We start from the raw sequence: 20,156 nt of genomic DNA, 5'->3' as shown, positions 1-20,156 counted from the left end.
TTGGGAAAGAAACCGCCACTATCGGCAATCAATGTTACAACCGTGTAACAAATAAACCAAACCTCTTGCGATTTAAAAATTGAAATGTTATCTTAGCATTACAAAACATGCAGAACTATGAACCGTCCCGGTTCAGATACCGGGTAGGCTAGCCACGATATGTAAATCGGGGCGCGGAAAAGGGACGCTCGTTTTGTAAATCAACTCCCCACGCGGGAGAATCTAAAAGGAGGAAACCCCATGAAGAAGTTCCTTTCTCTGGTACTGGCTCTGGTGATGACCATGTCTCTGGTCACTGTCAGCGCCGGTGCCAAGGACTTCGCCGATGACAGCAAGATCACCTACAAAGAAGCTGTTGACGTGATGTCCGCCGCGAAGGTAATCGACGGTTATACCGACGGTTCCTTCAACCCCACCGCCACTCTGACTCGTGGCGCTGCCGCCAAGATCATCTGCAACCTGATCCTTGGCCCCACCACCGCATCCGCTCTGGTTGCTGACGCCGCTCCCTACAGCGACGTTCCCACCACCCACACCTTCGCTGGCTATATCGCATATTGCCAGAAGGAAGGCATCATCTCCGGTTATGCTGACGGCACCTTCCGTCCCGCCAACACCCTGACCGGCTATGCCTTCATGAAGATGCTGCTGGGCGCCCTGGGCTATGACGCCGAGGTCGAGCAGTACACCGGCGCTAACTGGTCCATCAACGTTGCCAAGCGCGCTCTGAACATCGGCCTGGACGATGATCTGGTGGGCGACTTCAACGGCGTTAAGGCTGTCACCCGTGAGGAGGCTTGCCTGTACGCTCTGAACACCATGACCGCTGACATGGTCGAGTATGATGCCAAGACCACCGTTTCTACCAACGGCACCACTGTTGTCATCGCTGGCTCCAAGGCCAAGGAGATGGTCAACAACGGCAACACCGATGGCAAGATTTTCGGCAAGGACGGCGTCATGCAGTTCGCTGAGAAGTACTTCGACAACCTGTCCGTCAAGACTGGCTCCGACGAGTTCGAGCGTCCCGCTAACGTGTGGAAGCTGAAGGCTGAGGAGATCGGCACCTACACCAACACTCCCGACCTGACCTACACCAAGAAGGTCGAGGCTGGCGACATCTACAAGGATCTGAACCTGGGCAGCACCGTTGCCGCCAAGGACGTGACCGTGTATGTCAACGGCGTTGAGGCTACCGCTGCCGAGATCGACATCAAGAAGGGTTCTGATGTTGCTATCGGCAAGGCTGTCAACACCAATGGCAACGGCGTTCTGACCGAGGTCTTCTATGATGACGATGCCGATACCATCACCATCACTCAGGTCGTCACCTACATCGGTGAGATCGCCAAGACCGTCAAGGCTACCGACAAGAAGGACGCCTATGTGGTCGTCACCGGCAAGGCTGCTGAGAACAACAGCTTCGCTACCATTCCCGTCTCCGTGACCGGCACCAAGGCTGGCGCTCTGGAGTTCGAGACCGACGAGAAGTTCGCTGACGAGACCTATGTTCTGTACACCTACTCCTTCAAGGAGAACGAGGTTGAGTCCGTTGCCGCCGCTCAGAAGGTCGAGGGCTATGTCTCTCAGACCATCAACAAGGCCAACAACGAGGACCAGAACAACGGCATGACCATTGCTGGCACCGCTTACAAGATGTCCAAGGCCAACGCCGGCGAGAAGCTGGGCAACGTGTCCGTGAAGCAGGATTACACTGTCTATCTGGACCAGTACGGCTACATCATCTATGTTGAGGAGATTCAGGAGATCGGCAACTATGCTCTGCTGCTGGCTACCGCTTCTAAGGGCTCCTTCATCGGCGATAAGGCTCAGATCCTGACCACTGAGGGCAAGGTCAAGTTCGTCAACACCGACGAGAACTATGCCTCCGGCGACAAGAAGATCGCTGACAACACCATCGTCACCTTCCGCGAGAACTCCGATGGCACCTACACCCTGAAGGCTGTCAAGAAGGACGGCAAGATTGCTACCGTTGCTACCGATGCTGCTAAGGCGTTCAGCATGAAGAACGACAAGGCCGGCATCGAGCTGTACAAGGCTGGCGAGGCTACTTCTACCGTTGTCACCGCCAACAGCGCTTCCGTGTTCGTGGTTGCCGATCAGGACGATTACAACAGCAAGTTCTCTGAGATCGACGATTGGGATGCTTACACCGGCATCAAGAACGCTCCCACCGTCACCACTCTGACTGATGCTGGCTCTGCTATTGCCGGCGCTCAGGTCACCGCTTACTACTACTGCAAGAACAGCATGGTCACCGTGATGTTCGTGGTTCCCAACAAGCTCGCGAACGTTGAGGACGGCACCAAGAACGCCATCTACTTCGCTGTCGAGTCCGTTTCCGACCTGATCCACGATGAGGACGGCGACTACTTCACCTACAACGCTATCGTTGATGGCAAGATCACCACTGTGAAGGTCGACTCCGACCTCACCGGCGCTGCTTCTCTGAACGGCCTGTACAAGTCCTACGGCACCAACAGCAAGGGCTACATCACCAGCCTGAAGGCTTATGACACCTACAGAGTTGGTAACAACAAGGAGGCTCTGAACGAGGGCATTGGTATTGCCAAGACCTCCAAGGAGTACACCGTTACTCTGGACACCTACACCGGCCTCATGACCGATGGCACCACGCACACCGGCAAGAATGCCACCATTACCGTTGATGACAACGCCAAGATCTACTTCGTGGATAAGGACGGCGTCATCACCGACTCCAGCTACGCCGCTCTGTATCCCGATGACAACGACTTCGTGTACGCTGTTGTTGAGGATTACCTGGTGAAGACCCTGGTCGTTGAGGAAGTCAAGGACGCTGACACTGTTGTCACTCCGACCCTGAAGCCCGGCCAGAAGCCCGTGACCACCATCTCCGGCGCTACCATCACCGTCCCCGAGATCGACGTTGCTAAGAGCACCGCTGTTCAGATGTCCGATGCTGTCAACGCTCTGACCGATGCCGGCTACACTGTGACCGGCTCTCTGGGCACCGGCACCATCATGGCCTCTAAGGACGGCAAGAGCTATTCCTTCGTTATCGTCACTGCGCAGTACATCACCCTGACTGTGGATGGTAAGGTCGTCGAGTATGTGGCTGCTAACGGCTCCTTCAAGGCTACCGCCGACTCTACCACCGTTGCGAAGGACATCGCCGGTAAGGGCACTGGCTATCTGAAGAATGGTACCTACGCTGCTTACAGCACCACCGGCACCGCTCCTGTGATCGCTAAGTCCTCTAACACTACCACCGTCATCGAGACCGGCTATGTCACGGTCGGCACTCAGGCTTCCACTGTCACCGGCCTCACCAACGCTACCGTTACGGTTAAGGGCGTGACTTCTGGAAACGCTCTCTACAATGGCGTGTCCGTCGAGATCAAGGCCGCTAAGGCTGATGTGACCAAGGATTACACCATCACCGTGATGAATGGCTCCGATGTTGTTAAGACCTTCACCGCTAAGGCAGGTGCTGACATCGACGAGACCGTTTCTCTGGGCAATCTGACTGCTAATGTTGCTGCTAATGCCATCACTGTGAAGGCTGACGAGATCAAGGCCACTCACAGCATCTCCTATCCCACCGCTGTTACCAGCAATGGCGTCACCATGACCGTGACCGGCCCCGCCACCGCTAAGGAAGGCGAGACTGTCACTGCCAAGGCCACCTTCTCTGGTACTGCTGCTGGCGCTGCCTCCTTCACCGTTGGCAATGTGACTCCCACTTGGGATGCCACTCTGCCCTCTGGCATGACTGCTTCCAGCACGACTGTTACCATTGCTGATGGTACGGCTTACCTCACTGCTGTTGAGGTTCTGTTCACCTTCACCATGGGCAGCAGCAACGTCACCATCACTCTGGCGTAGTCAGAAGGACGTCTGATTGGATATGTCAGGAAGTTTGAAAGATGGCTGCTTTAGCAAATCCTGACGGAATTGCTGAAGTATCTGATTGAAAAGCTCCTTGGCCTCTGATTGGCAACCTCCCCGCTCCGTAAGGAGCGGGGAGGTTTATTTTTTGTCTTACTTTGCATCTAAAATAGCAAATAAGCTGTAAACGGTGCCATTGGTGTTGGCGATGTCAGGGGCGGCGTTGGGCCGGGATAGCGTAACGCTGTCCTCCGTCCATGTGACATCATAGTTGCCTGCGCGCCCGGCATAGTAATTGTAGCCCTTTTCTGCGTTGTGCATCAAAACGTAGAAATATCCAACGCTGATGATAAGGACAAAGACTGGCTTTGCGGGAAATGTGTGTGTCCGCTCCCCTTCACCGTCCCCGGTGTAGCTGGCCGTGTAAAATTGGCAGTTCCGCTTTGCCAGCGCCGCCTCGATTTTTGCGTTGTCTGCGTTGAAGTCCTGCATCTGGATGCGGTCGCTCATTTCCCACTGGTTCAGTCCGAATTGCGCGGTTTTCTTCATAGTCCTTTCCCTCCGTTACATTCACTTACTGCAATATTGGCGTATTTCTTGTTATGTAATCATAACTTTACCAAACACCCGCACATATTTGCCCCCTGTTGCACGAAAACGTGCAACAGCCGCGAAAATTTTTCAAATTTTCCGCAAAAAAAATTGCGCCCGCCTCCCGGCGCGCGCTCCGCGTTTCCCATGGGGCTTGACATTTCCGCCCCCGCCTTATATAATTGAGCATAGAAAAGGGCGCTGTTGCCGACGGTCAGCCCTCAAGAGTTAAACAAAGTTTCCTATGTTAACCGCTCGGTGGCCGCCGGGCGGTCATTTTCATTGCTTGACATTTCTGGTCATAGCTTTTATAATAAACATGAAAAGGGCGCTGCGACAAGCGGTTAGCCCAGTGAGTAATTAGTTAGGAAATCCTAAGAAACCGTCACTTGGCAGAGTGGCGGTTTCTGCTTTTCACAATGATCGTCACGGTAAACCGTCCGATATGTAATGTGATACGCATAGACAGCACCCCCTTTCGGGTGGTGTAGCTAACCGCCTGCCGTTCGTGCAGCGCCTGACAATATTTTACCAATTCTGCGGCCCACTGTCAATAAAAGCGCCCTGTTTCAAGCGAAACAGGGCGATTTTGTCGGTTTTGGAAATCAGTCCACCAGACCGGCGGTGATGATAGCCATGGAGTAGACCTCCTGGGCGTTGCAGCCGCGGGACAGGTCATTGATGGGAGCGTTCAGGCCCTGCAGAATGGGGCCGTAGGCGTCGAAGCTGCCCATGCGCTGGCAGATCTTGTAGCCGATGTTGCCGGCATTGATGTCGGGGAAGATGAAGGTGTTGGCGTGGCCGCCCACAGGGCCGTCGATGTGCTTGGTCTTGGCCACAACGGGAGACACGGCGGCGTCGAACTGGAACTCACCGTCCACGGGGACGTCGGGCATAGCGGCCTTGGCCTTTTCGCAGGCGTTGCGCATCTTGTCCACGTCCTCGCCCTTGCCGGAGCCGTGGGTGGAGTAGCTCAGGAAGGCAACCTTGGGGTCAATGCCGAAGACCTTGGCGGTCTTGGCGGTCTCAACGGCGATCTCCACCAGCTCATCCTCGTTGGGCTTGATGTTGATGGCGCAGTCGGCCATAGCCAGCACCTCGTTCTCGCCGGTAGCAGAGGGACGGACCATAATGAAGCAGGAGGATACGATCTTGTTGCCCGGCTTGGTCTTGATGATCTGCAGAGCGGGACGGACCGTATCGGCGGTGGAATAGGTAGCGCCGCCCAGCAGAGCGTCGGCATAGCCCATCTTCACCAGCATGGTGCCGAAGTAGTTGGCCTGAGAGAGCGCCTTGCGGCAGTCCTCCTCGGTCATCTTGCCCTTGCGGAGCTCTACCATCAGGGCCACCATCTTGTCCATGTCGGCAAAGGTGGCGGGGTCGATGATGATGGCGCCGCGAATGTTGAAGCCGGCCTTCTCGGCGGCCGCCTGAATCTCGGCCTCATTGCCCACCAGAACGGGGGTCAGGAACGTACCGGACAGCAGACGGGCGGAAGCCTCCAGAATGCGGGGATCGGAGCCCTCGGTGAAGACGATCTTGCGGGGATGCGCCTTCAGCTTGTTGATCAGAAACTCAAACATGATGATTCCTCCAATTTTTAATTCAGGGAATGAATTTTACAATTCCACTCCTTATTATACACGGTCCTTGTGTTTGGTCAATAAAAAATGTGCCAAATTCCGGGGTAATTTTTGCGGAGTTTTGGGGCTTTCCTGTTAAAAATCGACACAAAACCACCGTCAGAATCAATAAAAAACCTGCAAAATGGCAGATGTGCCTTGACGGATAGGGCGAAAGGCTGTAAAATAATTCGGTAACAAATTGTAACCATTTTGACCTTTTCGGTTTTTTATATAGGAGAACTATGAATCACGATAGCGATAAAACCTACAAGCTGCCGGACTGGCCCGAGGAAACGGAAAAGCCGGCGGAGACGCCCCGGCCCCGCCGCCGCAAGCGCCATGTGCCGGAGGAGCCTTCGGACTTCTGGGGCAAGCTCCGCTTCCGCACCGGGAAAAAGCTCCGCTGGTTCGGCCGCCGCAGCCGCCGCGTCATCCGGGAGGCCAAGGCGCAGCGCTTTCCGGAATCCAACCGTCTGCCGCTGCAATTTCTGCTGATGCTGTGGGGCCTGCTGCCCTCCGCAGCCAGCGGCCTTGCGGAAAAGATTCGGGGCCGCCGCAAGGAAAAGATTCGCCGTTCCGGCCGGCTGGCAGCTTGGATCGAGTCCCGCTTTGACGATAAGAAGAAGCGGCAGCACTCTCTGATTTTTCTGGGCGGAAGCTGCGTATTGGCGGGCATCATTCTGTTTTTCTCGTTTTTCACCATTGGCACAACAGTGACCTATGATGGAACAGTACTGGGGGCGGTGGCGTCCAAAAAGGAGGCGGAGAGCGCCCGGAAGGATCTGGAGGCCATCACCGCGCAGACGCTGGGCAAGACCTATGCCATTGATGCTTCTCTGCTGCAATACGATTCCGGCTGGATGCTCCGGCAGGACCTGGAGGATAAGGAGACCTACGAAACGGAGCTGTCCGATTGCATCGGCCTTGTGACAAAGGCGTACTGCCTCTATGTCAACGGGGACCGCATCGGCACCACGCCCTATGAGGGCGCGCTGGACGAGCTGCTGGTGCAGCTTCAGAAGGCGGCCTCGGATGAGGACACCATTTCCTGCAAATTTAAAGAGGATGTGGAGATTCGGCAGGAGTATGTGCCTACCAGCGAGATCATGAATCTGGGCTACATCGCGGAGCTGCTGTACAGCACCAAGACCGCCGAGGTCACTTATGAGGTGAAAAAGGGCGATACGTGGTCTCAGATTGCCGCCCGGAACGATATGACCTCCGGCGAGTTGCTGGCGCTGAACCCCGGCTACAACATCAACAAGCTGCAGATCGGCGAGGTGCTGACGCTGTCCGCCTCTGTCCCCTACCTGACGATGACAGTGGAAAAGCAGGAGCGGTATCTGGAGGATGTCTCCTACGATATTGAGTATACTGACAGCGCCAATCTCTATCAGGGCGATTATAAGGTCACCTCCAAGGGCGAATACGGCAAGGCGGACGTGATGGCCAAGGCCACGTATGTCAACGGCGAGGAGACGGAGCGCACCATCCTTTCCTCTGTAACGCTGAAGGAGCCGGTGACGGAGTATCGCCTCCGGGGCACGAAGGCCCGGCCCACATGGCTCCCCACCGGCAGCTTCCGCTGGCCCACCAGCGGCCGCATCACCTCGTATTTCGGCGGGCGAAAATCCCCCGGCGGTATCGGCTCCACCAACCATAAGGGCATTGACATCGCTGTCCCCAGAGGGACGCCCATCTATGCCGCAGATGGCGGCACCGTGACCTACGCCGGCTGGATGAGCGGCTACGGGTATCTTGTGGAGATCAACCACGGCAACGGCTACGTCACCCGGTACGGCCACAATTCCAGCCTGACCGTCAGCGTGGGACAGCACGTTTATAAGGGCCAGCAGGTAGCCCGGGCCGGCTCCACCGGCAACTCTACCGGCAACCACTGCCATTTTGAGGTACGCTATAACGGCGTGGCGAAAAACCCGCTGAACTACCTTTCGTAATATTCGGAAAAAGGAGGACGTCTGTCCTCCTTTTTCTTGTATCCGCCGGGGCTTTGTGCTATAATTATTTTGTGAGAATATCGGAATTTCTCCGCGTGTCCCCCAACGCGCGGAGAGTTGAAAGGAAATAGAAACGCGAAATGGAGACTTTGAAGGTACTGATGTTCAACGGCAGTCCCCGCCCCAACGGCAATACTGCCGTGGCGCTGCGGGAAATAGAAACAGTTTTCCGGGAAAACGGCGTGGAAGTAGAAACGGTCATTATCGGAAACCGGGCGATTCGGGGCTGTGTGGCCTGCGGCGGCTGCGCCAAGATCGGAAAGTGCGTATTTGACGATGCTGTCAATGAGCTGGCCCCGAAATTTGAGGCGGCGGACGGTCTGGTGGTCGCGAGTCCGGTATATTACGCCTCGGCCAACGCGACGCTTGTCGCGTGCCTTGACCGGCTGTTTTACAGCACGCCCTTTGATAAGACCATGAAAGTGGGGGCCAGTGTGGTGTGCGCCCGCCGGGGCGGCTGCTCTGCCACCTTTGATGAGCTGAACAAATACTTCACCATTTCCGGGATGCCGGTGGCCTCCAGTCAGTATTGGAACAGTATCCACGGCCGTACCCCCGGTGAGGCGGAGGCCGACGGGGAGGGCCGCCAGACCATGCGGACGCTGGCAAGGAACATGACGTTCCTGATGCGGAGCATCGCCTTGGGGAAGGAGCGCTTTGGCCTGCCGGAGCAGGAGGCGAGAATCGCCACGCATTTTATCAGATAATTGGAGGAAGAACCACTTGAAGCGGGAAAATGTACTGGTATCCGAGGACGCACTGGCGCGTCAGAGGGACTTTGAGGCAAAAATCAAGGCGATGTTCGCGGCGCGGGAGGCCCATCCCGTTGCCTGTGTGGACACCTTCGGCTGTCAGCAGAATGTGGCGGACGGTCAGATGCTTATGGGAATGCTGGCGGACTGCGGCTTTACGTTCACGGAGGACGCCAAGGAAGCAGACCTTGTGATTTTGAATACCTGCGCTGTCCGGGAGCACGCGGAGCAGCGGGTGTTCGGCAATTTGGGCATTCTGACCCATACAAAAAAGGAGAACCCGGAGCAGGTCATCTGCCTGTGCGGCTGCATGGCGCAGGAGGAGCGGGTGGCAAATCGGGTGAAGGCATCCTACCGCCATGTGGACCTTGTGTTCGGCCCACACGCCCTGTGGAAATTCCCGGAGCTTTTGTGGCAGGTGTATGAGACCCGGAAGCGGGTCTTTGCCACGGACGATGAGGATGGTACCATTGCCGAGGGCATTCCCGTGGTGCGGGAAAAGGGCGTAAAGGCATGGGTCAGCATCATGTATGGCTGCAACAACTTCTGCTCCTACTGCATCGTGCCCTACGTCCGGGGCCGGGAACGCAGCCGGGACCCACAGTATGTGCTGCGGGAGGTGCGGGAGCTGGTAGAGGCCGGGTATAAGGACATCACCCTGTTGGGCCAGAACGTCAACTCCTACGGCAACGATCTGGAGGGGGACTATCGCTTCCCGGATCTGCTGGAGGACATTGATAAAATTCCCGGCGAGTATCTCATCCGCTTCATGTCCAGCCATCCCAAGGACGCTACGAACCGCCTGTTCGACGTCATGGCGAAATGCAGCCATGTCGCAAAGCAGCTCCATCTGCCGGTGCAGTCCGGCAATGACCGGGTGCTCAAGGAAATGAACCGCCGCTATACCCGGGAAAAGTATCTGGAGGAGGTCCGCTACGCCAGAAGCGTGATGCCGGGACTGGTAATTACCAGCGACATCATCATCGGTTTCCCCGGCGAAACGGAGGCGGAGGCCATGGACACCGTTTCCCTTGTGGAAGAGGTGGGCTACGATGCGCTGTTTACGTTTATCTACTCCCCCCGTCCCGGCACAAGGGCGGCGGAAATGCCCGACCCCGCCACCCGGGCCGAAAAACAGAAGTGGTTCGATAAGCTGCTGGAGGTGCAGAACGCTCATTCCGCAAAGGTCCATGCCAGCTATGTCGGCAAAACGCTGCGGGTGCTGGTGGACGGTGAGAGCGATGACGAGCGCTTCCCTCTCACGGCCCGCACCGAGGGCAACCGGCTGGTGCGCCTGAAGGGCGACAAGGACCTCATCGGGCAGTTCATAAATGTAAAAATCACCGACAGCAATACGTGGGCGCTCTACGGAGAGGCGGTATAAAGCGGACTTTGCCTGCCGGACGCACCGCATAACGCCCCCGCCCTGCGGCTGAAAGCCGTATTTCCCTGCCGCCGCGGTGCGGCAAAATAAATCAGAAGTTTAAGCCAACGAGATAGAAAGAGGTATTTTTATGGCGGAGCTTACCCCCATGATGAAGCAATATCTGGAAATTAAAAAGGAAAACCCGGATTCCATTTTGTTTTTCCGTCTGGGGGACTTTTATGAAATGTTCGCCGATGATGCCAAGCTGGCCTCTAAGGAACTGGACCTGACCCTGACCTCCCGAGACCACGGCAAAAATGCCAAGCCTGCCGAGGAGCGGGTTCCCATGTGCGGCATCCCCTATCACGCCAGCGAGTCCTACATTGCCCGGCTCATCGCCAAGGGCTACAAGGTGGCCATCTGCGAACAGATGGAGGACCCCGCCACCGCCAAGGGGCTGGTGAAGCGGAATATTATCCGGGTGGTGACCCCCGGCACCGTCATCGATGCCGCATGTCTGGATGATAAGTCCGGAAACTACCTCTGCGGTATTTATCTGGACAGTCAGGGGGGCGGCATAGCATTCTGCGACCTGTCCACCGGTGAGACTCACCTCACCGCCTTCTCAGGTAAAGATACCCTGACCCACATCATCAATGAGCTGGGCCGGTTCAGCCCCGCCGAAGCCATTCTCAGCGACGGGGCATTCAGCGAGAAGGCGCTGACAGACGTCCTTACCGACAAATTCCACTGCCGCTATGAAAACGGTGGTGAGCGCCGGTTCCGGCTGGCGGAGGCGGAGAAAAATATCCGCGCCCAATTTGGTGAGGAAGCCTTTTCCAGGCTGCCCGCCGGGGAACCTGCCGCCGCCATGGCTCTGGGCGGTTTGCTGAACTACCTCTACGAGACCCAGAAAACCGACCTCTCCCACATCCGGGAGCTGGATTACTACCGTCAGGGCCGGTTTATGGAGCTGGATCTGGCCGCCCGCCGGAATCTGGAGCTGACGGAGACCCTTCGAAGCAAGGAGAAAAAGGGCAGCCTCCTCTGGGTGCTGGACAAGACGAAAACGCCCATGGGCGGGCGGATGCTGCGAAGCTGGTTAGAACGCCCCCTCCTGTCCGTGACGGATATTGACCGCCGCAGCGGCGCCGTGGCGGCGCTGGTAAACGATACCATCCGCCGGGAGGAGCTCATCGCCGGAATGACCGGCCTTGGAGACATGGAGCGGCTTATCGGCCGCATCGTCTACGGCACCGCCGGCGGGCGGGACATGGTATCCCTCCGGGCTGCTATTGAAAAGCTGCCGAATTTGAAGGAGCAGCTTTCTGCCTTTTCCGACCGCCGCCTGACCGAGCTGACGGAGGCCATGGACACGCTGGATGACATCGGCGGCGACATCGCCGCCACGGTCTGCGACGAGCCGCCGTTTTCCGTCCGGGAGGGCGGCATTATCCGGGACGGCTGCAATGAGGAGGTAGACCGCCTGCGGCATATCCTGAAAAGCGGCAAGGGTGTCATCGCTGAGATGGAGGCCAAGGAAAAGGAGAAAACCGGCATCCGCACGCTGAAGATCGGCTACAACAAGGTGTTCGGCTATTATATCGAGGTCTCCAACGCTTTTAAGGAGCTGGTGCCGGAGACCTATATCCGCAAGCAGACCCTGGTGAACGGCGAGCGGTTCATCACCCAGGAGCTAAAGGATCTGGAACACGAGATCCTGACGGCCTCCGAGCGGGTGGTGGCGCTGGAATACGAGCTGTTCTCCGCCCTGCGCCAGCGCATTGCCGACAGCGCCGCCCGTATCCAGAAAACGGCGGCGGCAGTGGCGGAGTGCGACGCTCTGTGCTCCTTTGCCGCCGTGGCAGTCCACAACAATTTCTGCCGCCCGGAGGTGGACGAGTCCGGGGTCATTGAGATTCGCGAGGGCCGCCATCCGGTGGTGGAAAAGGTTTTAAAGGACAGCCTGTTTGTTCCCAACGATACGTTTATGGGCGAAAAGGAGGAGCGGGTGGCTATCATCACCGGTCCCAACATGGCCGGTAAATCCACGTATATGAGGCAGGTGGCCCTCATTGTGCTCATGGCGCAGATGGGGAGCTTTGTTCCCGCCAAGTACGCCCACATCGGCGTGGTGGACCGTATTTTCACCCGTATCGGCGCCAGCGATGATCTGTCCGCGGGACAGTCTACCTTCATGGTGGAGATGACGGAGGTTTCCGATATTCTCCATCAGGCCACGAAAAATTCCCTGTTGATTCTGGACGAGATCGGCCGGGGCACCTCTACGTTTGACGGTATGGCCATTGCCCGGGCGGTATTGGAATACTGCGCCGACAAAAAGACGCTGGGAGCAAAGACACTGTTTGCCACCCATTATCATGAGCTGACGGAAATGGAAAATACCCTCCCCGGTACGGTGAACTACAACATCGCGGTGAAGCGCCGGGGCGAGGACATTATTTTCCTGCGGAAGATCGTCCCCGGCGGCGCCGACCGCAGCTACGGCATCGAGGTGGCCAAGCTGGCGGGACTGCCGGATAAGGTGGTCCAGCGGGCCAAGGTCATTCTCAAGGAGCTGGAGGAGGAAAACGGCGTACAGTATGTGGCGGCTCGAAAGGAAACCGATCAGGTCTCGCTGGATGCCATCGGCGAGGGTGAGGTGCTGGATGCCATCCGCCGCTGTCAGCCGGACACGCTGACGCCCATCGAGGCCATGGGGCTTTTGTATGAGCTGAAGCAAAAGCTAAGCAAGTAACAGCCGCTTTCACGCCGTATGGCGGGATATCGTCCCGCCCCCTTGAAAGGGAAAATCAAAAAAGGAGCCCTGCAATGGCAAAGCGAAAATCCTCTCCCTATATGTCCCCCGGCGAGCAGATCGCCGGTACGGTGTTTTTTGTGATCTATCTGGTGGTGCTCCCCTTTGCCACGGCATCGCTGTTCCGCTTGGCGGAGCGGCTGCTGGCGGTGAGCATCTCCCCTTCCCTGCAAAACGCCATTTATTACTATACGCTTTTCGCCGTGACGATTTTGATCTTCCACGGCTTTATCGGTCGCACCACCCGGAATTTTGCCGATAATCTGGGAAACGCCTGCAAGGCCGTTGTGGTGGGTCTGATCGCCCTGTACGGCCTCAATGAGCTGATGTACCGCCTGACGCGGCTGCTGGTGAACAACCATACCAATCTCAATGACTCCACCATTTCCGCGCAGATTCACGATGCGCCCCGGGTCACGCTGCTGATCGTGATTTTTCTGGCGCCCTTTGTGGAGGAGGTGCTGTTCCGGGGGCTGGTATTCGGAAATCTGAAGCACAAGAGCCGCGCTGTCGCCTATGCCGTAAGCTGTCTGCTGTTCGCCCTGCTCCATGTCTGGCAGTTTGCCGTGAAGCGGCAGGACATTACGTATTTTCTGCTGATGGTACAATATCTGGTTCCGGGACTGGTGCTGGCGTGGGCCTATGACCATACCGGAACGCTGTGGAGCTCCGTTTTGCTCCACGCAGCAGCCAACGCCCTGAGTGTCTGGGCGTCCATGTAAGGAGAACACTATGCCGCATATTCAACAATTATCATCCCATGTCGCTGACCTCATCGCCGCCGGCGAGGTGGTGGAACGGCCTGCCTCCGTTGTCAAGGAGCTGGTGGAAAACGCCATTGACGCCGGGGCCTCCGCCATCGTGGTGGAGATACAGCGGGGCGGCATGGGCCTCATTCGGGTTACGGACAACGGCTGCGGCATCGCCCCGGACGAGCTGCCCACCGCGTTTCTGCGCCATGCCACCAGCAAGCTCCGCACGGAGGAGGACTTGGGGAAAATCGGAACGCTGGGCTTCCGGGGCGAGGCTCTGGCGGCCATTTCCGCTGTCAGCCGGGTGGACGTACTGACCCGGCAGAGTGAGGACGCCATCGGCGCGGCCATCCACGGTGAGGGCGGCGCGATGGGCCCCGTCCGGGAGGAGGGCGCTCCCGCAGGCACCACGATTCGCGTGGCAGACCTCTTTTACAACACGCCGGCCCGGCTGAAATTCATGAAAAAGGACAGCGCGGAGACTGCCGCCGTGGCGGGGCTCATGCAGCATTTAGCGCTGAGCCACCCGGATATTTCCTTCAAATTCATCAAGGACGGACAGGAAACGCTGCATACGCCCGGCGACGGGAAGCTGGAGTCCGCCGTTTACGCGGCGCTGGGCCGGGAGTTTGCCAAAACGCTGGTGCCGGTGGAGGGCCGGGGCGGCGACATTACGGTGCAGGGTTTTGTCACCGCGCCGGTAAACGGCCGGGGTTCCCGCTCCATGCAGGTGTTTTTTGTCAATGGCCGGTTCATCAAGTCCCAGCTTTTAACGGCGGCGCTGGAGGAGGGCTACCGCAACCAGCTTCTCAAGGGCCGCTTCCCCGGCTGTGTGCTGGAGGTGACGCTGCCGGTCACGGCGGTGGATGTCAACGTCCACCCCGCGAAAACGCAGGTGAAATTCGCCCGGGAGCACGAGGTGTTCGAGGCGGTGTACCACACGGTCATGGACGCGCTGGAGGCCCGGGGCGGCGCAGTGACGCGGCCGGCAAATCCGCCGCAGCAGGTGCAAAATCCCCGGCAGGACTTCTTTCAGTCCATGGACGTCAAGACGTACCGGGAGCAGGGCGGAAAGCCCGCCCCCACGCCTCAGCCACCCAAACCGGAGAGCCGGGCCGCCTTCGGCGTGCAACCGATCTCCGCGCCGGAGCCGGTAAGGCCAACATGGAACACGGAATGGCGCTCCGCCGCCAAGGTGTCGGACAGCGTGCAGCCGGTCTGGCCGCCCAGAGGAATGGCAAAGGCCCCCAGCTCCGCCTTGGGGAAGGCGCCGGCCTCCGTGACCGCCCCGGCAGCGGCGGCAGAGCGGGAACAGCTGCCTGCGCCGCGGCCCTTTGTACCGGCAATTCCCGCCGCGCCCGCACCGCAGGCGTCCATGGAGCTGCCGGGTCAGGAAACGGTGCTGCCCCACGAGGCACCGTGGCGCATTGTGGGCGAGGTGCTGCACACCTACATCGTCTGCGAGGATGAGAGCGGCAATGTCTGGCTCATTGATAAGCATGCCGCCCATGAGCGGGTGAACTTTGACCGGCTGATGGCGGCCAAGGAGCCGCCCATGCGGCAGACGCTTTTGCAGCCCATCGCTGTAGAGCCGGGACGGGAGGATGCCGCTCTGCTGCTGGAAAATTTGGAGCTGCTGGAGCAGCTCGGCTTTGGGTGCGAGGATTTTGGCGATGGCGCGATTCTCGTGCGGGAGATCCCGGCGGATATGGACGCGGCGGACACCGCCGCCACGCTGGAGGAGCTGGCCCAAAAGCTGCGCTCCGGCCAGAGCCCGGACGAAAAGCGGGAGGCGCTGCTGCACACCATGGCCTGCAAGGCCGCCATCAAGGGCGGCTGGACCAGCGACCCTGCTGAGCTGCGGGTGCTGGTGGAGAAGGTGCAGAGCGGCGAGGTTCGCTACTGTCCCCACGGCCGACCGGTGGTGGTCAAGGTTTCCAAATACGAGTTGGAGAAGCTGTTCAAGCGCGCATAATGGCTGAAAGGAAAACAAAAATGAAGCTGCTGTTTGTAAATTGCTGTATCAGCCGCCGTGGCGCAGGCTCCCGTACCCATGCGCTGGCGGAGGCGTTTTTGACCGCCTTCCGGGCGGCGCATCCCGACGCGGCGGCGGAGGAGATAACGCCGGAAACGCTGTTGGCCCTGAAGCCATTTGACGCGGCGCTGCTGCAAAAGCGGGACGCGCTGGCGGAGGCCGGGAATTTTGACGCCCCGGTGTATGCGCTGGCCCGGCAGTTCCGGGAGGCGGACGCCGTTGTGGTGGCGGCGCCGTTCTGGGACCTCAGCTATCCGGCGGCCCTGCGGACGTATATCGAGTATATTTCCGCCGTTGGGTTGACCTATCACTATACCGAGGCGGGCTGCTGCGGCGACTGCGCCGCGCAATGGCTGGTGTATCTCACCAGCGGCGGCGATGTGGAGCGGGAGGACAGCATCGGTGTGCTCCACTGGCGGCAGTTAGCCGCCATGTTCGGTATTCCGAAATTTGACTATGTGTTTGCCGGCGGGCTGGACGCGCACCCGGAGACCGCCGGAGAGACGCTGACCGCCGCCCGGAGCCTTGCGGAGACGCTGGCACGGACACTTTGAGCACGGAGAGGAGAACACCTGTGGAGCGACGGAAGGTGATTTGCGTTGTCGGCCCAACGGCCTGCGGAAAAACCACGCTGGGCGTTCTGCTGGCTAAAAAATACGGCGGCGAGGTGGTCTCCGCCGACTCCATGCAGATTTACCGGGGCATGACTATCGGCACCGCCGCCCCCACGGAGGCGGAGATGCAGGGTGTACCGCACCACATGATCGCCGTGGCGGACCCGGCGGAGCAATGGAGCGCCGCGGAATATGTGCAGCGGGCTACGCCGGTGGTGGACGATATTCTGGCCCGGGGCAGGCTGCCGGTGATCGTAGGCGGCACGGGGCTGTGGATGGACGCTCTGCTTCGTGGACACGGCTTTGCCAAGGGCAGTGCCGGCGGCGCAGTCCGCCGGGAGCTGGAGACCCGTTTCGAACAGGAGGGTATCGAGCCGCTGCTCGCAGAGCTGCGGCAGGTGGACCCGGACAGCGCAGTGCGCCTCCACCCTGCCGACACGAAGCGGATTTTGCGGGCGCTGGAGGTCTACCGGGAGACCGGACAGACCATCACGGCCCACAATGCGGCGACACAGGCGATGCCTGACCGCTACAGCGCCGTAAAAATAGGGCTGCGGTTCGCGGACCGGGAGGATATGAAGGCGCTCATTGACCGCCGGGTGGATAAAATGGCGGCGGAAGGGCTGCTGACGGAGGTCCGCGCCCTGCTGGACCGGGGCCTGCCAAAAAACGCCACCGCCATGCAGGCTATCGGCTACAAGGAGTTTTTGGGCGTGCTGGACGGTACGCTGACAGAGCCGGAGGCGCTGGAGCTGGTAAAGCTCCGCTCCCGGCAATATGCAAAGCGGCAGCTTACCTGGCTGCGCCGCGATCAAGACATTCATTGGATCGAATGGGGAAAGCAGCGGGATTTTGCCCGTGCACTACAGATTTCAACAGAAATTTTGGCTGCCTCTGGTTTAGGATAAAACCGGGGGCGGACTGCCGCTCCCAAATATAAAGAAGGAGCGGATCAAGATGCAAAAGAAAGTAAATTTACAGGACCTATTCCTCCTGCGGGCAAGAGAGGACCGGCTGAACGTCACCGTGTTTTTGATGAACGGTTTTCAGATGCGCGGCATTATCACGGGGTATGACCCCTTTGTGGTGGTGCTGGACACGGACGGTAAACAGCAGGTCATTTATAAGCACGCCATCTCCACCATTGTGCCCATCAGGCCGGTGGAGCTGCGGGAGGCGGAGGAGCCTGTACCGTAATACATAAGAGGTCACATGAAAAACAGCTCGCTTACAAGTAAATTGCTGGCAGCGGCGTTGACGCTGGGGGTCCTGGCCTATTTCGGCGTGCAGATCTACCGCTATGTGGACGATCCCTTCTCCACCACGCTGGTCTACAGCTACCGGGTGGAGGATACGCTGGACATCAGCGGCTATATGGTCCGGCAGGAGCAGGTGCTCACCGGGGAATCCGGGGGACTGATGCGCCTGCAGAAAAACGAGGGGGAGCGGGTCAGCACCGGCGGCGTCATTGCCTCGGTCTATGCCGATCAAGCGTCGCTGGACCGGCAGAACGAGATGGAAACGCTGAATGACCGAATTGCCCAGTTGGAATACGCACAGGAGACCATGCTGGGCGCGGAGGTCACGCTGAAGCTGGACAACCAGATCTCCCGGACGCTGCTGGATTACCGCGCCGCGCTGGCGGCAGGGCGGCTGGATGCGGCGGAGGGTCGGGGGCAGGAGCTTCGCTCCCTTGTTTTGAAGCGGGATTACACCTATTCCGGCACCGAGGACCTCAGCGGACAGATCAGCGAGCTGAAGACGCAGTTACAGACTCTTCGAAAGCAGGCGGCAAGCTCCGTAAAAACCATTAAGTCACCGCGCTCCGGGCTGTTTTCCGCCGTGGTGGATGGGTATGAGAGCGTTCTGATGCCGGAGAGTCTTGACACGCTGACGCCCTCCGGACTGGACACTCTGACAGCGGGGGAAATCCCCGCCAATACCGGAAAACTGATTTTGGGTGATAGCTGGTACTATGCCGGGACGCTGTCCGCCAAGGACGCGGAAACGCTGAAGAACCGCAGCAGCCACATGACGGGCAGCGAGCGGCTGTACCTCCGGTTCACGAAAAATGTGGACCGTGATTTAGAGGTAGAGCTGGTATCCATCGGACAGGAGGAAAACGGACGCTGTGTGGCGGTGTTCCGCGGCAATACATATCTGCAGGAGTTGACGCTGCTGCGCCGCCAGAGCGCGGAGATCGTGCTGGACAGCACGGACGGTATCCGCGTCCCCCGTGCGGCGCTGCGGTCCGCAGTCCGCGAGGTGACGGAGACGGACCCTGAAACAGAAGAGGAAACTACAAAGCAGGTCAGCGTCACCGGCGTATACTGCGTTTCCGGCGCCAAGGCCGTATTCAAGCCGGTGGAGGTGCTCTATACCGGCGAGGATTACGCGGTGGTGCGAACCACGGCGGACGCCGAGGCAGAGAAGCTGAGGCTCCGTCCGGGGGACGAGGTCATTGTGGCGGCCCGGGACCTGTATGACGGAAAGGTCATCACTTCATCATAAAGAGAGAAAGAAGGAGCGTTTATGTCGATTCAGGAAAATATCGCGGAGATTCGCCGGCGGATTGCCGTAGCCTGTGCGGAGTGCGGGCGGGACCCAAAGGAGATCACGCTGGTGGGCGCCAGCAAAATGAATGACGCTGCCGCCTGCCGGGAGGCTATTGCCGCAGGCATTGATGTGCTGGGTGAAAACCGGGTGCAGGAGATGACGGAAAAGCTGGCGCAGGGCGCATACGAGGGCGCCCCCCTCCACTTCATCGGCCATCTTCAGCGCAACAAGGTCAAGCAGGTGGTCGGCAAGGCGGCGCTGATTCAGTCCGTCGGTTCCCTGCCGCTGCTGGAGGCCGTTGAAAAAGAGGCGGAAAAGCAGGGCATTGTGCAGGATATTCTGCTGGAGGTCAACATCGGCGGTGAGGAGGCCAAGAGCGGCTTTGCACCCGCCGAGCTGACCGGCGCGGCGGAGGCGGCGCTGCAGATGGCGCATATCCGGGTCCGGGGTCTGATGACCATTCCGCCCGCAGACAGCGACCGGGAGACAAATATGCGGTATTTTCAGGAGGTACGGGCACTTTTTGTTGACATCAACGAAAAAATGTTCCATAATAAATTAAAATGTCTCTCCATGGGAATGAGCGGCGATTTTGAGGATGCCATCCGAAGCGGCGCTACCATGGTCCGCGTGGGTACCGCTATTTTCGGCGCCCGGCATTATCCCACTTGATTTCAGGAGGTTCCGTCATGGGCATTTTGGATGAGCTGAAGAAGCTGACCCATCCTTACGACGATGAGGATGAGGAATATGAGGAGTTGGAGGAGCCCCGTGAGCGCTCCTTTGACGAGCGCCGCAACAAGGCGGAGGATCGCCGCAATAAGGTTGTGAATATCCACGCTACCACACAACTGAAGGTAGTGCTGGTGAAGCCGGACCGCTTTGAAAATGCGTCCGAGATCGCCGACCAGCTTAAGGACAAGCGGACGGTGGTGCTGAATTTGGAGTCCACCAACAAGGATGTGGCCCGGCGGCTCATTGATTTCCTCTCCGGTGTGGCCTATGCCGGCGAGGGCAAGATCAAAAAGGTGGCGGCCAACACCTATATCATCACCCCTTACCATGTGGAGCTGGAGGGTGATCTCATCGATGAGCTGGAAAGCAACGGCTTGTATTTTTAAGCGGGGAGGACATCGGA

General features: G+C 58.6%; 15 protein-coding genes. 13 read left to right on the top strand and 2 right to left on the bottom strand.

The features are described 5' to 3' along the window. Positions 1-240 precede the first annotated feature (240 nt). Positions 241-3,888 carry an S-layer homology domain-containing protein gene (locus PY311_RS01500; RefSeq protein WP_286146903.1) on the top strand — a complete coding sequence of 1,216 codons (3,648 nt, stop codon included), beginning with the start codon at positions 241-243 and terminating at the stop codon, positions 3,886-3,888. Positions 3,889-4,044: 156 nt separating this feature from the next. Here the strand turns inward: PY311_RS01500 and PY311_RS01495 are convergent, their stop codons facing one another. Beyond that, positions 4,045-4,440 carry a hypothetical protein gene (locus tag PY311_RS01495; RefSeq protein ID WP_286146902.1) on the bottom strand — a complete coding sequence of 132 codons (396 nt, stop codon included), beginning with the start codon at positions 4,438-4,440 and terminating at the stop codon, positions 4,045-4,047. Positions 4,441-5,087: 647 nt separating this feature from the next. Further along, the gene (gene pta, locus PY311_RS01490; RefSeq protein ID WP_286146901.1) at positions 5,088-6,065 is read right to left on the bottom strand and encodes a phosphate acetyltransferase; all 978 of its coding nucleotides are present in this window, start codon (positions 6,063-6,065) and stop codon (positions 5,088-5,090) included. Between the two features lie 284 nt (positions 6,066-6,349). Here pta and PY311_RS01485 point away from each other — a divergent pair, with 284 nt between their 5' ends. The 12 genes from PY311_RS01485 (at position 6,350) to PY311_RS01430 (ending at position 20,139) form a co-directional block, all read left to right on the top strand. Further along, positions 6,350-8,065, top strand: coding sequence for a peptidoglycan DD-metalloendopeptidase family protein (locus tag PY311_RS01485; RefSeq protein ID WP_286146900.1), 1,716 nt, complete (start codon positions 6,350-6,352; stop codon positions 8,063-8,065). 149 nt (positions 8,066-8,214) lie between these two features. Beyond that, a complete protein-coding gene (locus PY311_RS01480) occupies positions 8,215-8,832 on the top strand; it encodes a flavodoxin family protein (RefSeq protein WP_286147063.1) in 618 nt (205 codons plus the stop codon). 16 nt (positions 8,833-8,848) lie between these two features. Continuing rightward, positions 8,849-10,261, top strand: coding sequence for a tRNA (N6-isopentenyl adenosine(37)-C2)-methylthiotransferase MiaB (gene miaB, locus PY311_RS01475; protein WP_286146899.1), 1,413 nt, complete (start codon positions 8,849-8,851; stop codon positions 10,259-10,261). Positions 10,262-10,391: 130 nt separating this feature from the next. Continuing rightward, positions 10,392-13,001, top strand: a complete 2,610-nt coding sequence (gene mutS, locus PY311_RS01470) for a DNA mismatch repair protein MutS (protein ID WP_286146898.1) — start codon at positions 10,392-10,394, stop codon at positions 12,999-13,001. A 74-nt stretch (positions 13,002-13,075) separates the two neighbouring features. Then, positions 13,076-13,783, top strand: coding sequence for a CPBP family intramembrane glutamic endopeptidase (locus tag PY311_RS01465; protein WP_286146897.1), 708 nt, complete (start codon positions 13,076-13,078; stop codon positions 13,781-13,783). A gap of 10 nt (positions 13,784-13,793) precedes the next feature. Then, complete coding sequence (gene mutL, locus PY311_RS01460) at positions 13,794-15,788, top strand: DNA mismatch repair endonuclease MutL (RefSeq protein WP_286146896.1); 1,995 nt, start codon at positions 13,794-13,796, stop codon at positions 15,786-15,788. 20 nt (positions 15,789-15,808) lie between these two features. Continuing rightward, positions 15,809-16,402, top strand: a complete 594-nt coding sequence (locus PY311_RS01455) for an NAD(P)H-dependent oxidoreductase (RefSeq protein WP_286146895.1) — start codon at positions 15,809-15,811, stop codon at positions 16,400-16,402. A 20-nt stretch (positions 16,403-16,422) separates the two neighbouring features. Beyond that, positions 16,423-17,370 carry a tRNA (adenosine(37)-N6)-dimethylallyltransferase MiaA gene (gene miaA, locus PY311_RS01450; protein ID WP_286146894.1) on the top strand — a complete coding sequence of 316 codons (948 nt, stop codon included), beginning with the start codon at positions 16,423-16,425 and terminating at the stop codon, positions 17,368-17,370. A gap of 49 nt (positions 17,371-17,419) precedes the next feature. Further along, complete coding sequence (gene hfq / locus PY311_RS01445; protein WP_286146893.1) at positions 17,420-17,659, top strand: RNA chaperone Hfq; 240 nt, start codon at positions 17,420-17,422, stop codon at positions 17,657-17,659. 15 nt (positions 17,660-17,674) lie between these two features. Next, positions 17,675-18,973: a biotin/lipoyl attachment domain-containing protein gene (locus tag PY311_RS01440; RefSeq protein WP_286146892.1), complete on the top strand. Its 1,299-nt coding sequence runs from the start codon at positions 17,675-17,677 to the stop codon at positions 18,971-18,973. A gap of 21 nt (positions 18,974-18,994) precedes the next feature. Next, the gene (locus PY311_RS01435; protein WP_286146891.1) at positions 18,995-19,690 is read left to right on the top strand and encodes a YggS family pyridoxal phosphate-dependent enzyme; all 696 of its coding nucleotides are present in this window, start codon (positions 18,995-18,997) and stop codon (positions 19,688-19,690) included. A 17-nt stretch (positions 19,691-19,707) separates the two neighbouring features. Further along, on the top strand, positions 19,708-20,139 hold the full coding sequence (locus PY311_RS01430) for a cell division protein SepF (RefSeq protein ID WP_286146890.1): 432 nt from the start codon (positions 19,708-19,710) through the stop codon (positions 20,137-20,139). Positions 20,140-20,156 lie beyond the last annotated feature (17 nt).

Origin of the sequence: Neopoerus faecalis, from assembly GCF_029218125.1 — a bacterium.
GTDB classification, from domain to species: Bacteria; Bacillota; Clostridia; order Oscillospirales; family Oscillospiraceae; genus Oscillibacter; species Oscillibacter faecalis_A.
Note: the sequence above shows the minus strand (reverse complement) of the source record. Positions and strands in the feature narration are given on the sequence as shown.

Coding starts and splice junctions, on each gene's coding strand:
- PY311_RS01500 (WP_286146903.1), top strand. CDS start 241: ATGAAGAAGTTCCTTTCTCTGGTACTGGCTCTGGTGATGACCATGTCT.
- PY311_RS01495 (WP_286146902.1), bottom strand. CDS start 4,440: ATGAAGAAAACCGCGCAATTCGGACTGAACCAGTGGGAAATGAGCGAC.
- pta (WP_286146901.1), bottom strand. CDS start 6,065: ATGTTTGAGTTTCTGATCAACAAGCTGAAGGCGCATCCCCGCAAGATC.
- PY311_RS01485 (WP_286146900.1), top strand. CDS start 6,350: ATGAATCACGATAGCGATAAAACCTACAAGCTGCCGGACTGGCCCGAG.
- mutS (WP_286146898.1), top strand. CDS start 10,392: ATGGCGGAGCTTACCCCCATGATGAAGCAATATCTGGAAATTAAAAAG.
- PY311_RS01465 (WP_286146897.1), top strand. CDS start 13,076: ATGGCAAAGCGAAAATCCTCTCCCTATATGTCCCCCGGCGAGCAGATC.
- mutL (WP_286146896.1), top strand. CDS start 13,794: ATGCCGCATATTCAACAATTATCATCCCATGTCGCTGACCTCATCGCC.
- PY311_RS01455 (WP_286146895.1), top strand. CDS start 15,809: ATGAAGCTGCTGTTTGTAAATTGCTGTATCAGCCGCCGTGGCGCAGGC.
- hfq (WP_286146893.1), top strand. CDS start 17,420: ATGCAAAAGAAAGTAAATTTACAGGACCTATTCCTCCTGCGGGCAAGA.
- PY311_RS01440 (WP_286146892.1), top strand. CDS start 17,675: ATGAAAAACAGCTCGCTTACAAGTAAATTGCTGGCAGCGGCGTTGACG.
- PY311_RS01435 (WP_286146891.1), top strand. CDS start 18,995: ATGTCGATTCAGGAAAATATCGCGGAGATTCGCCGGCGGATTGCCGTA.
- PY311_RS01430 (WP_286146890.1), top strand. CDS start 19,708: ATGGGCATTTTGGATGAGCTGAAGAAGCTGACCCATCCTTACGACGAT.